Raw genomic sequence first — 12718 nt, 5'->3', positions numbered from 1 at the left:
ACCGAGACCACCCACCGCCCCGCGGAGGACCCCGCATGACCATCCGTGTCCTGCTCGCCGACGACCAGGCCCTCCTGCGCAGCGCCTTCCGGGTGCTCGTCGACTCCGAGCCCGACATGGAGGTCGTCGCCGAGGCGTCCGACGGGGCTCAGGCGGTGCGGCTGGCCAAGGAGGAGCGGGCGGACGTCGTGCTGATGGACATCCGGATGCCCGGCACCGACGGCCTCGCCGCCACCCGCATGATCAGCGCCGATCCGGCCCTGGCGCATGTCCGCGTGGTCATCCTGACCACCTTCGAGGTCGACGACTACGTCGTGCAGTCGCTGCGGGCCGGCGCCTCCGGCTTCCTCGGCAAGGGCTCCGAACCCGACGAGCTCCTCGCCGCCATCCGCGTCGCGGCCGGCGGCGAGGCCCTGCTCTCGCCGGCCGCCACCAAGGGCCTGATCGCCCGCTTCCTCGCCCAGGGCGACGGCGCGGACGACGACCGCGACCCCGCCCGCGCCGAGCGGCTCGAGGCGCTGACCGTCCGCGAGCGGGAGGTCCTGGTGCAGGTCGCCGGCGGGCACTCCAACGACCAGATCGCCGAACGCCTCGAGGTCAGCCCGCTGACCGTGAAGACGCACGTCAACCGGGCCATGTCCAAGCTCGGCGCCCGCGACCGGGCCCAGCTCGTGGTGATCGCGTACGAGTCCGGGCTGGTACGTCCAAGGGTGGAGTGACGCAGGCACCGGCTACTGCGGCCGGAGTATGCGCCGTATAAGGAAATGGACCTGGGGCCTACGAAACGGGGCTCCACGATGGCTCAGGGTGTAGGGGCGGGCGCTCGTTTGTGATGCGCAGGCGTCCGCTGCCACTTCTGCCGCTCACAGAAGAGAGACCCTGACCCATGTCCTGGCTGTCCAGATTCAGCCTTGCCCAGCGTGCCCTGATAGGCCTGATGTCGATCATCGCGCTCGCCTTCGGCGCGATCGCGATACCCCAGCTCAAGCAGCAGCTGCTGCCCTCCATCGAACTGCCCATGGTCTCCGTGCTCGCGCCGTACCAGGGCGCGTCGCCCGACGTGGTCGAGAAGCAGGTCGTCGAGCCGATCGAGGACAGCCTCGAAGCCGTGGACGGCATCACCGGTGTCACCTCCACGGCCAGCGAGGGCAACGCCCTGATCATGGCGTCCTTCGAGTACGGCCCCGACAACAAGCAGCTCGTCGCCGACGTCCAGCAGGCCGTCAACCGGGCCCGCGTCCAGCTGCCGGACGACGTGGATCCGCAGGTCATCGCCGGTTCCACGGACGACATCCCGACCGTCGTCCTCGCCGTCACCTCCGGTCAGGACCAGCAGGCCCTGGCCGACCGGCTCGACCGGACCGTCGTGCCGGACCTGAAGGACATCGACGGCGTCGGCCAGGTCACCGTCGACGGCGTACGGGACCTCCAGGTCACCGTGACCCCCGACGACGCCAAGCTGGCGAAGGCGGGTCTGACGTCGGCGGCCGTCTCGCAGGCCCTGCAGGCGGGCGGCGCCACCGTTCCGGCGGGTTCCTTCGACGAGGGCGGCGACAACCGCACGGTCCAGGTGGGCGGCGGCTTCACCTCGCTGCAGCAGATCGAGGACCTGATGGTCACCGGCGAGGGCACGACCGGCAAGAAGCCGGTCCGCCTCGGTGACGTGGCCGACGTCAAGCAGGAGCAGGCCCCGGCCGACTCCATCACCCGCACCGACGGCAAGCCGTCCCTCGCCATCGCGGTCACCATGGACCGTGACGGCAGCGCGGTCGCCATCTCGGACGCCGTCGAGGACAAGCTCCCGGAGATGCGCAAGGACCTCGGCTCGGACGCCACGATCACCGTGGTCAGCGACCAGGGCCCGGCGGTGAAGAAGTCCATCGACGGCCTGACGACCGAGGGCGCCCTCGGCCTGCTCTTCGCGGTCCTCGTCATCCTGGTCTTCCTCGCGTCGATCCGCTCGACGCTGGTGACGGCGGTGAGCATCCCGCTCTCCGTGGTCCTGGCCCTGATCGTCCTGTGGACGAGGGACCTCTCCCTCAACATGCTGACGCTCGGCGCGCTCACCATCGCCATCGGCCGGGTCGTCGACGACTCGATCGTCGTCCTGGAGAACATCAAGCGGCACCTCGGCTACGGCGAGGAGCGCCAGGACGCCATCCTCAAGGCGGTCCGCGAGGTCGCCGGCGCGGTGACCTCCTCGACGCTCACCACGGTGGCTGTGTTCCTGCCGATCGGCCTGGTCGGCGGCATGGTGGGCGAGCTGTTCGGCTCGTTCAGCCTGACCGTGACGGCCGCGCTCCTGGCGTCGCTGCTCGTCTCGCTGACGGTCGTACCGGTCCTGTCGTACTGGTTCCTGCGCGCGCCGAAGGGCACCCCGGAGGACGCCGAGGAAGCGCGCCGGGTGGCGGAGGAGAAGGAGGCGAAGAGCCGGCTCCAGCGCCTCTACGTCCCCGTCCTGCGGTTCGCGACGCGCCGACGCCTGACGAGCGTGCTGCTCGCGGTCGTCGTCCTCATCGGCACGTTCGGCATGGCCCCGCTGCTGAAGACGAACTTCTTCGACCAGGGCGAGCAGGAAGTCCTCACCGTCAAGCAGGAGTTGAAGCCGGGCACCAGCCTCGCGGCGACCGACGAGCAGGCGAGGAAGGTCGAGAAGCTGCTCGCCGGCACCGAGGGCGTCAAGGACTACCAGGTCACGGTCGGCTCGTCCGGCTTCATGGCGGCCTTCGGCGGCGGCACCGACACCAACCAGGCGTCGTACCAGGTGATGCTGGAGGACTCGGCGTCGTTCGAGGACGTACAGGACCGCATCGAGACGGGCCTGAAGACCCTGGACGGCATCGGTACGACGACCATCGCGGCCGGTGACGGCTTCGGCGCCCAGGACCTGAGCGTGGTCGTGAAGGCGGCCGACGCGGAGGTCCTGCGCAAGGCGTCGGAGCAGGTTCGGGAAGCCGTGGCGGGCCTGGACGACGTCACGGACGTGACCAGCGACCTGTCGCAGAGCGTGCCGCGCATCTCGGTGAAGGCCAACGACAAGGCGGCCGCGGCCGGCTTCAACGACCAGACCCTCGGGATGGCGGTGGCCCAAGCGGTCCGCGGCAACACGGCGGCCCAGGCGACCCTCGACGACACCGAGCGGGACGTCGTCATCAGGTCGGCCAAGCCGGCGAAGACCCTGAAGCAGCTTCAGGACCTGCGCCTCGGCCCGGTGAAGCTCGGTGACATCGCGGACGTGAAGCTGGTGGACGGCCCCGTCGCGATGACCCGGATCGACGGCCAGCGCGCGGCGACGATCACCGCGAAGCCGACCGGCGACAACACCGGTGCGGTCAGCGCGGACCTCCAGTCCAAGATCAACGGGCTGACGCTGCCGGCGGGCGCGACCGCCTCGATCGGCGGCGTCTCCGAGGACCAGGACGAGGCGTTCGCCAACCTGGGCCTGGCGATGCTGGCGGCGATCGCGATCGTCTTCATGCTGCTGGTGGCGACCTTCCGCTCGCTGGTCCAGCCGCTGATCCTGCTCGTCTCGATCCCGTTCGCGGCGACCGGCGCGATCGGCCTCCTGGTGGCGACCGGCACCCCGATGGGCGTCCCCGCGATGATCGGCATGCTGATGCTGATCGGCATCGTGGTGACGAACGCGATCGTGCTGATCGACCTGATCAACCAGTACCGCAAGCAGGGTTACGGCGTCGTGGAGGCGGTCGTCGAGGGTGGCCGCCACCGCCTCCGCCCCATCCTGATGACCGCACTGGCGACGATCTTCGCGCTGCTGCCCATGGCGCTGGGCGTCACCGGCGAGGGCGGCTTCATCGCCCAGCCGCTGGCCGTGGTCGTGATCGGCGGCCTGATCACGTCGACGCTGCTCACCCTTCTCCTCGTCCCGACGCTGTACGCGATGGTGGAGCTCCGCAAGGAGCGCCGGGCGAAGAAGCGGGCGGCGAAGCGCGCGAAGAAGGTGGGCACCCCCGCCCGGCCGACGTCGGCTTCGGACGAACCGGAGCCGGCCGGGGTCTAGGCGATCTCCCCGACGGCGGCAGCCCGGCACCTGTGGTGCCGGGCTGCCGCCGTCATGCCGTTCTGTATCTTGTGGCTCGAACTGCTGTGCGGGGAAAGGGATTCGGCGGTGCCGCTGCAGACCGAGGCCAACGGCCAGGTGGCCGCCGTCTCCTCGCTGACCGGCGAGCAGCTGTGGCAGACCCGGACCAGCGTCGAGGCCTCCGGGCAGCCCACCTACGACGACCGCACCGGCACGTTGTACCTGGCCGGCATCAGCGGCCGGGTAGCCGCCCTCGACACCCGCAAGGGCGAGCTGCTGTGGGAGACGGGCGCGCACGCCGACCAGCCCGCGAGCGGCGAGTCGGTCAGGTCCCAGGTGCTGGCGTACGGCGGCGCACTGATCGTGAGCACCCCGGACGGCACCCTCTTCAGCGTCGACCCGGCTCACCCCGAGCGGAAATCCTCCTCGGGGTGAGCATGCAGCGCAGGTCGGACTACGGCAGCGCCAGCATCCGCTCCAGCGCCAGCTTCGCGAACGCCTCGGTCTCCTTGTCGACCTCGATGCGGTTGACGAGCTTGCCCTCGGCCAGCGACTCCAGCGCCCAGACCAGATGGGGCAGGTCGATGCGGTTCATCGTCGAGCAGAAGCAGACCGTCTTGTCGAGGAAGACGATCTCCTTGCCCTCCGGCGCGAAACGGTTCGCCAGGCGGCGTACCAGGTTCAGCTCCGTCCCGATGGCCCACTTGGAGCCGGCCGGGGCGGCCTCCAGGGCCTTGATGATGTACTCGGTCGACCCGACGTAGTCCGCCGCGGCCACGACCTCGTGCTTGCACTCGGGGTGGACCAGGACGTTGACGCCGGGGATCCGGGCGCGGACGTCCTGAACCGACTCCAGGCTGAAGCGGCCGTGCACCGAGCAGTGGCCGCGCCACAGGATCATCTTCGCGGCGCGCAGCTCGTCCGCCGTCAGCCCGCCGTTCGGCTTGTGCGGGTTGTAGACGACGCAGTCCTCCAGGGACATGCCCATGTCCCGGACGGCCGTGTTGCGCCCGAGGTGCTGGTCCGGCAGGAACAGGACCTTCTCACCCTGCTCGAAGGCCCAGTCCAGGGCCCGCTTCGCGTTCGAGGAGGTGCAGATCGTGCCGCCGTGCTTGCCCGTGAACGCCTTGATGTCCGCCGAGGAGTTCATGTACGACACCGGCACGACCTGCTCGGCTATGCCGGCCTCGGTCAGCACGTCCCAGCACTCGGCGACCTGCTCGGCCGTCGCCATGTCGGCCATCGAGCAGCCGGCGGCGAGGTCGGGGAGGACGACCTTCTGGTCGTCGGAGGTCAGGATGTCCGCCGACTCGGCCATGAAGTGCACACCGCAGAACACGATGTACTCGGCCTCCGGGCGGGCGGCCGCGTCCCGGGCCAGCTTGAAGGAGTCACCGGTCACGTCCGCGAACTGGATGACCTCGTCGCGCTGGTAGTGGTGGCCGAGCACGAAGACCTTGCTCCCGAGCTTCTCCTTCGCCGCACGGGCGCGCTCGACCAGGTCCGGGTCGGACGGCGAGGGAAGGTCACCGGGACACTCGACGCCACGCTCGCTCCTCGGGTCGGCCTCGCGGCCGAGGAGCAGCAGGGCGAGGGGCGTCGGCTGTACGTCGAGCTCCTGGGTCTGGGCGGTGGTCACGACACGCACCCTTTCTGTTCTGCGGCTCGCCGGGCCCGGAGAATCCGGACCCGGCGGGTCATGCGGGACACCTTCATCGACCTTCTCGTCGATTTGACGCTATCTATCATAACCGGTTCACGTCAGTTTGACGATGGCCATCATGTCGATGTGACGTGAATCCCGGTCGGGTCCCAGGCATTCCCGAATGAGGCGTTTTCCGCTTCGCACGCCGTGTGCGAGCATGAAGAAGGACCGAAAGACAAGCATCCGGCCCGGAATGAATCCGGCGACCCGCCGGTTGCACACATCGGCAAGCAGTCTCCGTACAACCCGGGAGAGATGTAGATGTCCGTATCGGACGAGACCAGCACCGCCACCGACGGCATCATCCTGAGCGACGCCGCCGCGGCCAAGGTCAAGGCCCTGCTCGACCAGGAAGGCCGTGACGACCTCGCCCTGCGTGTCGCCGTTCAGCCCGGTGGTTGCTCGGGCCTGCGCTACCAGCTCTTCTTCGACGAGCGCTCGCTCGACGGCGATGTCGTCAAGGACTTCGGCGGGGTCAAGGTCGTCACCGACCGCATGAGCGCTCCGTACCTGGGTGGCGCGTCCATCGACTTCGTGGACACGATCGAGAAGCAGGGCTTCACGATCGACAACCCGAACGCGACGGGTTCCTGCGCCTGCGGCGACTCCTTCAACTGAGTCCGACCAGAACGACGCGCGGAAAGGCGGCGACCCCCTCCGACGGGGCCGCCGCCTTTCCTGTGTCCGCGGGCCCCTACCGGGCCCCGGACGTCTCCGGCACTCCCGCGCCCGGCTTCTCCTTCGGGATCGCCTGCCCGTCGGTGCCCACGACCTTCCGGTCCCCGAGCGGCTCGTCGAGCTGCACGGTCTTGTGGAACAGCTTGGCGATCTGGATGCAGATCTCCTCCGGCTGCGAGGTCTCGGTCACCCGGACCGTCACCTCGCCCTCGCTCTCGTCCGCCGTCACCTTGTAGTCGGCGCACACACCGCCCGTGTAGGCGACGGTCAGCTCCGAGCCGTCGGCCGTATAGCCGTCCACCGCCACATTGCGCGTGACCGGCGCCGACGTCGGCTCGTCCTTGGGATCGGTCGGCCGCGGGGTCGGCTGCCCGGTCGGCTCCTCGGACGGCGTGGCCGGGGCCAGGAACTCCGGGTCGATCGCCGGATACGTGACCGTGAAGCCGTCCCGCGCGTCCGGCGCCTTCACCTCGAACAGCCAGGACGGCACCAGCGCCTGCCGCGCGTCCACGAAGTGCGAGGCCAGTCCGAACACCGCCTTCTCGACGGTCACGGTGTCCTTCGACGGCGTCGCCCCCGTTGAGGCCTCCGCACCGCAGGGCGCCTCGAGCCGGTCCTTCAGCGGTACGGGGCTGGCGCAGCCGCCGATGCCCATGCGGCCGTCCGACGCCGGCGCCGCGTTCATCAGCCCGAGCGTCTTCTCGGCACTGAGCACGGGGTAGGTGTCCCCCTTCACCGGTGCCTTCAACTGGCCGCTTCCGCCGACCACTTCGCCCTGGGCGCTCACGGTCACGCCCGTCGTCCAGCCGTAGGTGGGCATCCCGTCGACCACGGGATCGGCGTTCACCACCCGCTGGGCCCCCATGACCTGACTCGCATCGAGCTTCGCGTCATCCTGACCCACCGCCTTGAGGATCGGCGCGGCGGCCTTCTTCGCGGCCTCCTCGCCGACCGGGTCGCCGCCCGGCCCGGCGGAGTCCTTCTGGCACACCGTGGTGCTCTGGCAGTTGTCGGTGCCCGGCGCGTACCGGTAGAACGTCCAGCTCCCGGGCGCCTGCTTGTTCACCTGCAGGCTGGGACCCGCCCCGTCGGTCGCCCCGACCCGCCAGGTCTGCCCCTGCGCCACGGGCGTCCCATCCACCCCGAGCGCCTCGGCCAGCCGGGCCACCTCGTCCGCGCCGACCTCGCCGCCCGCCCGGTACACCGGCGCCGAGCCGGGCCCGTCCGCGAGCTCCCCGTCGGCCTTGTAGGTGACGCCGTACGGGTTGGGCTCCCCGGGCGCGATGCCAGGGGTGTCGCCCCCGGTGTAGCCGTCGAGACGGAGCGGCGGCGGAGTGTCATCTCCGGGCGCCGCCGACGTCGTACCGCCGTCGGAGCCGCCGGACGCGTTCGCGGCGAGGTAGGCCCCGCCGCCCCCGACGAGCAGTACGGCGGCGGCGACGGAGGCGATGATCGCGGGCGAGCGACGCCGGGCCTCACCACCGACCCCGCCCTCTTCGAGAGCGGCCGCGCGATCCGGAGCCCCGACGCGGCCGGACTCCGCGCCGACGGCAGCGCCGCGATCGATCTCCTCCCCGCCGGTTTCAGCAGCCTCGGCATCCGGCTCATCCGCGGTCGCGGTGGCTCCGGCATCGTCGCCGCCGCCGGTCCCGGTGGCCCCGGCGACGTGCTCATCCTCGGCGCCGGGGGCGGCCGTGCCGTCCTTCGCGACGCCGGAAGCCTCGGTGTCGGCGGTCCCCTTCTCCTCCCGGACGCCCTGCTCCTCGGCGGAGCCGTCGGCGCCCGTGTCGTCGTTCTCGGGTCGCTCGGTGTTCACCGCATCGCTCCTTCGGCTGCGCACATGTCCCATGACCCTGACCCGGCCCTGTCAAAAGGGTCGGCCCACGGGGTCGTATCCCGCATCCCCTCTACGGGGGACAGCGATGGGACGCAGCGGGGGAGCGCACGGTTCCCTGAAGGGCGCCGATTCGGTCGCCGTGCTCCGCTCAGTCGCCGTAGTCCGACATCGCGTCCAGCAGACGCGCCGACCTCGGCGGCACGGTGACCCCATGGATGAGTGACGGGGAGACCGGACGGGAAAGGACGCGGTCGGGGACGGTCCAGTGGGGAGCCATCCGCGCGCAGTCACCGAGCAGCGACGCCAGGTCGACCTCCAGGTCGGCCGGAGCGGGGGCATGGACCTCGAATTTCGTCATAGCGGCACAGTAGGCACGCGGCAGCCCGCGAAGAAAGATCTACTATCGGGTATTTTTGGCCGCTTCAGAGTCCCGGTCACGAACGGTAGCGTGGACTGTCAACCCGCCCTCCCGTCGCCCACCACCACCCTTCCAACGAGCGCTATCGCGCGCCCCCTTTGATTCCGCAGGAGACTCCACGCCGTGCGCATCGCAGTCACCGGCTCCATCGCCACCGACCACCTCATGACCTTCCCCGGCCGCTTCGCCGACCAGTTCGTCGCGGACCAACTGCACACGGTCTCGCTCTCCTTCCTGGTCGACAATCTGGACGTACGCCGGGGCGGCGTCGGCGCGAACATCGCCTTCGGCATGGGTCAGCTGGGCACGAGGCCGATCCTGGTCGGTGCCGCGGGCTCCGACTTCGACGAGTACCGGGCCTGGCTGGACCGGCACGGCGTCGACACCGGCTCGGTCCGTATCTCCGAGACCCTGCACACCGCCCGCTTCGTCTGCACCACGGACGCCGACCACAACCAGATCGGCTCCTTCTACACCGGTGCGATGAGCGAGGCCCGCCTGATCGAGCTGAAGACCGTCGCGGACCGCGTGGGCGGCCTCGACCTGGTCCTCATCGGCGCCGACGACCCCGAGGCGATGCTCCGCCACACGGAGGAGTGCCGCTCCCGCCAGATCCCGTTCGCCGCGGACTTCTCCCAGCAGATCGCCCGCATGAACGGCGACGAGATCCGCATACTGCTGGACGGCGCGACGTACCTCTTCTCCAACGAGTACGAGAAGGGCCTCATCGAGTCCAAGACCGGCTGGACGGACGAGGAGATCCTGTCCAAGGTCGGCCACCGCGTCACGACGCTCGGCTCGCGGGGCGTACGCATCGAGCGCGCGGGGGAGGACCCGATCGAGGTCGGCTGCCCCGAGGAGGAGCGCAAGGCCGACCCCACGGGTGTCGGCGACGCCTTCCGTGCGGGGTTCCTGTCGGGACTGGCGTGGGGGGTCTCCCTGGAGCGGGCCGCTCAGGTCGGGTGCATGCTCGCGACTCTCGTCATCGAGACCGTGGGGACGCAGGAGTACCAGTTGCGGCGGGCCCACTTCATGGAGCGGTTCAGCAAGGCGTACGGGGACGCTGCCGCTGAGGAAGTACAGGCTCACCTGGGCTGATCCAGCGACTATTCGCCTGCCTCAGAGGGCTGCGTGGTCGACTGCAGGTGCGCGGGGGCTGGTCGCGCAGTTCCCCGCGCCCCTTGAGGGCGTTCAGCTCACCCGGCGGATCAAGTACGCCGTTCCCTGCTCCGCCGGCTCCTCGCCCACGTACTCCTGCCCCCGCATCTCGCACCACGCCGGAATGTCCAGCCGAGCCGCCTCGTCGTCCGACAGGACCCGCACCAGCCCGCCTACCGGCACCTCCGCGATGACCTTCGCCAGCTCGATGACCGGGATCGGGCAGCGCTTGCCGAGGGAGTCGACCACCAGTACGTCGTCCCGTACGGCCGTCTCGGCCACCGGCGCCCCCAGCTTCTCCCGCACCGCGGTCACCGCCTCGGGCAGTGCCTCCAGGAACCGCTCCACGTCCTCCGCCGGCGTCCCGAACGGCAGGGACACCCGCACGTTCCCCTCGGTCAGCACGCCCATCGCCTTCAGCACATGGCTGGGCGTCAGCGTGCTGCTCGTGCAGGACGAGCCGGACGACACCGAGAACCCGGCCCGGTCCAGCTCGTGCAGCAGTGCCTCCCCGTCGACGTAGAGACAGGAGAAGGTGACGATCCCGGGAAGGCGCCGCACGGGATCGCCGACCACCTCCGCATCCGGCACCAGCCGCGGCACCCGCGCCCGGATCCGCTCCGTCAGCTCCCGCAGCCGTACCGCCTCTTGAGCCGCCTCCGCCTGCACGGCCCGCAGCGACGCAGCCGCGGCGACGATCGCCGGGATGTTCTCGAACCCGGCCGCCCGCCCCGACTCCCGCTCGTCCACGGGCCCTTGCACGGCGAACCGCACACCCTTGCGTACGGCGAGCAGCCCGACCCCCGACGGCCCACCCCACTTGTGGGCACTCCCGGTCAACACCGACCAGTCGCCCTCGACCCGTCCCCACCCGAGCGACTGCGCCGCGTCCACCAGCAACGGCACCCCGGCCTCCCGGCACACGGCGGCCACTTCGGCGACCGGCTGCTCCGTCCCCACCTCGTGGTTGGCCGACTGGAGGCAGGCGAGCGCGGTGTCCGCCCGAAGGGCCTCCGCGAAAGCACGCACACTCACGGTTCCCGCCCGGTCCACCACGACCTGCGTGACCGACCCGCCCTCGGCCTCGTGCGCGTCAGCCGCATGGAGCACAGAGGAGTGTTCGACCGCAGACACGATCAGGTGACGCCCAACCCGCCGCCGCCCGGCCAACACCCCCGTGAGACCGGTGTGGACGGCCTTCGTGCCCGACGAGGTGAACACCAGTTCGTCGGCCCGGCACCCCACAGCATCGGCAGCGGCCTCCCGAGCCGCATCCAGAAGCATCCGAGCCCGCCGCCCCTCCCTGTAAAGACGGGCGGGATCGGCCCACCCCTCATCAAGGGAGGCCTGCAGAGCCTGCCGAGCAACAGGATGGAGAGGAGCACTGGAAGCAGCGTCGAAGTAGCCCACACAGCAACGCTAAACCGCCGCTGACTGCCACGCCGTCAAGGGGCGCGGGTCCGTGACATTTGCGGCTCCGCCGCGGGGCGCGACCAGCCACAAACAACCCGCAGCCGCCAATCAAGCGAACCCCCCACCTCAGTAGGCCCCCCTCCCCGCGAACCCTCGGAGAGCGTCGGCTAGGGTTTGGTCCGCATAAACATCCAAACCCCTGCCCGACGCAGGGCGGCGACCGACCAGCGAGAAGAAGGCAGGCCGCAGCCAATCCGCGCGGGCGAGACTCTCGGGAAGGCGCTACGTGAGTCCCAACGGCTCCGACCGCTCGCCGCGGCGCCCGATGCGGCGGAAGCTGCTGCAGGCAATGACTGCGGGCCTGGTCCTGGCGACAGCCACCGGTTGCTCGTACAACTGGGAAGACTTCCCCCGTCTTGGTATGCCCACCCCGACCACGGAAGAGGCTCCGCGGATCCTCTCCCTGTGGCAGGGTTCCTGGGCGGCGGCGCTCGCCGTCGGCGTGCTCGTGTGGGGCCTCATCCTGTGGAGCGCCATCTTCCACCGGCGTAGCCGCACCAAGGTCGAGGTCCCTCCGCAGACCCGGTACAACATGCCCATCGAGGCGCTGTACACCGTGGTCCCCCTCATCATCGTCTCGGTCCTCTTCTACTTCACGGCCCGCGACGAGTCGAAGCTCCTCCAGCTCAAGGACAAGCCCGACGTCACCGTCAACGTCGTCGGCTTCCAGTGGAGCTGGTGCTTCAACATGATCGAGAACGTCGAAGGTTCCACCGGCGACGCCAAGAAGGCCAAGGAACTGGACGCGATCCCGGACCGGTTCAAGGAAGACTTCCCGGCGAACGCCGGCGGTGTCTACGACTGTGGCACCCCCGGCACCCGGAACCCGCAGACGGGCAACCCGGGCCCGACCCTGTGGCTGCCCAAGGGCAAGACGGTCCGCTTCGTCCTCACCTCGCGTGACGTCATCCACTCCTTCTGGGTGGTGCCGTTCCTGATGAAGCAGGACGTCATCCCGGGCCACACCAACGCCTTCGAGGTGACCCCCAACCGCGAGGGCACCTTCCTGGGCAAGTGCGCCGAGCTGTGCGGCGTCGACCACTCCCGGATGCTGTTCAACGTGAAGGTCGTCTCCCCTGAGCGCTACGAGCAGCACCTCAAGGACCTCGCCAAGAAGGGGCAGACCGGTTACGTTCCCGCCGGCATCGCGCAGACGAGCCACGAGAAGAACCGGGAGACGAACAACCTGTGAGCATCCTCAACGAACCCCAGGGTGCCGCGGCAGCTGAAGCCTCGTACGCAGACGAGCTGCCGGTCCGGCGCAGGCAACCCGGCAACGTCGTGGTCAAGTGGCTCACCACCACCGACCACAAGACGATCGGGACGCTGTATCTCGTCACGTCGTTCGCGTTCTTCGTGATCGGTGGCGTGATGGCGCTGCTCATGCGTGCCGAGCTGGCCCGTCCG

Annotated in this window: 10 protein-coding genes and 1 pseudogene; 7 read left to right on the top strand and 4 right to left on the bottom strand. The window is 69.9% G+C overall.

Annotation, left to right across the window (positions count from 1 at the left end; translation table 11 throughout):
* The first annotated feature begins 35 nt into the window (after positions 1–35).
* The 3 genes from IF78_RS0133290 to IF78_RS0133280 all read left to right on the top strand — a co-directional run bounded on the left by IF78_RS0133290 (position 36) and on the right by IF78_RS0133280 (position 4477).
* A complete protein-coding gene (locus IF78_RS0133290) occupies positions 36–719 on the top strand; it encodes a response regulator (protein ID WP_031487353.1) in 684 nt (227 codons plus the stop codon).
* A 167-nt stretch (positions 720–886) separates the two neighbouring features.
* On the top strand, positions 887–4021 hold the full coding sequence (locus IF78_RS0133285; RefSeq protein ID WP_031487354.1) for an efflux RND transporter permease subunit: 3135 nt from the start codon (positions 887–889) through the stop codon (positions 4019–4021).
* A gap of 108 nt (positions 4022–4129) precedes the next feature.
* Entirely contained in the window at positions 4130–4477 is a 348-nt protein-coding gene (locus IF78_RS0133280) for an outer membrane protein assembly factor BamB family protein (RefSeq protein ID WP_031487355.1), read from the top strand.
* Positions 4478–4496: 19 nt separating this feature from the next.
* On the opposite strand, the gene nadA is transcribed toward IF78_RS0133280, so the two are convergent.
* The gene (nadA, locus tag IF78_RS0133275; protein WP_031487356.1) at positions 4497–5681 is read right to left on the bottom strand and encodes a quinolinate synthase NadA; all 1185 of its coding nucleotides are present in this window, start codon (positions 5679–5681) and stop codon (positions 4497–4499) included.
* 327 nt (positions 5682–6008) lie between these two features.
* Here nadA and IF78_RS0133270 point away from each other — a divergent pair, with 327 nt between their 5' ends.
* The gene (locus IF78_RS0133270; protein ID WP_031487357.1) at positions 6009–6365 is read left to right on the top strand and encodes an iron-sulfur cluster assembly accessory protein; all 357 of its coding nucleotides are present in this window, start codon (positions 6009–6011) and stop codon (positions 6363–6365) included.
* A 76-nt stretch (positions 6366–6441) separates the two neighbouring features.
* On the opposite strand, the gene IF78_RS0133265 is transcribed toward IF78_RS0133270, so the two are convergent.
* Together IF78_RS0133265 and IF78_RS0133260 are read right to left on the bottom strand one after the other, a co-directional pair.
* Positions 6442–8241 carry a hypothetical protein gene (locus IF78_RS0133265; protein WP_031487358.1) on the bottom strand — a complete coding sequence of 600 codons (1800 nt, stop codon included), beginning with the start codon at positions 8239–8241 and terminating at the stop codon, positions 6442–6444.
* A gap of 169 nt (positions 8242–8410) precedes the next feature.
* Positions 8411–8620 (bottom strand): hypothetical protein, encoded by a 210-nt coding sequence (locus IF78_RS0133260; protein WP_031487359.1) that lies wholly within the window; start codon positions 8618–8620, stop codon positions 8411–8413.
* A gap of 183 nt (positions 8621–8803) precedes the next feature.
* On the opposite strand from IF78_RS0133260, the gene IF78_RS0133255 reads away from it, so the two are divergent.
* A complete protein-coding gene (locus IF78_RS0133255; protein WP_031487360.1) occupies positions 8804–9778 on the top strand; it encodes a carbohydrate kinase family protein in 975 nt (324 codons plus the stop codon).
* Between the two features lie 93 nt (positions 9779–9871).
* Here IF78_RS0133255 and IF78_RS0133250 read toward each other — a convergent pair whose 3' ends face one another.
* Positions 9872–11248, bottom strand: a complete 1377-nt coding sequence (locus tag IF78_RS0133250) for a cysteine desulfurase/sulfurtransferase TusA family protein (RefSeq protein WP_031487361.1) — start codon at positions 11246–11248, stop codon at positions 9872–9874.
* A 289-nt stretch (positions 11249–11537) separates the two neighbouring features.
* Here IF78_RS0133250 and ctaC point away from each other — a divergent pair, with 289 nt between their 5' ends.
* Positions 11538–12503, top strand: a complete 966-nt coding sequence (gene ctaC / locus IF78_RS0133245) for an aa3-type cytochrome oxidase subunit II (protein ID WP_031487362.1) — start codon at positions 11538–11540, stop codon at positions 12501–12503.
* Positions 12500–12718 (top strand): annotated as a pseudogene (locus IF78_RS44090) (aa3-type cytochrome oxidase subunit I); the annotation flags it as partial. The gene ctaC and the pseudogene IF78_RS44090, both read left to right, overlap by 4 nt.

Origin of the sequence: Streptomyces bicolor (genome assembly GCF_000719285.1) — a bacterium.
Taxonomy (GTDB): domain Bacteria; phylum Actinomycetota; class Actinomycetes; order Streptomycetales; family Streptomycetaceae; genus Streptomyces; species Streptomyces bicolor.
This window is presented reverse-complemented; position numbering and strand designations above follow the sequence as displayed.

Bases quoted from the DNA above. Each gene is read 5' to 3' on its own strand.
- IF78_RS0133290 (WP_031487353.1), top strand. From the start codon at position 36: ATGACCATCCGTGTCCTGCTCGCCGACGACCAGGCCCTCCTGCGCAGC.
- IF78_RS0133285 (WP_031487354.1), top strand. From the start codon at position 887: ATGTCCTGGCTGTCCAGATTCAGCCTTGCCCAGCGTGCCCTGATAGGC.
- IF78_RS0133270 (WP_031487357.1), top strand. From the start codon at position 6,009: ATGTCCGTATCGGACGAGACCAGCACCGCCACCGACGGCATCATCCTG.
- IF78_RS0133260 (WP_031487359.1), bottom strand. From the start codon at position 8,620: ATGACGAAATTCGAGGTCCATGCCCCCGCTCCGGCCGACCTGGAGGTC.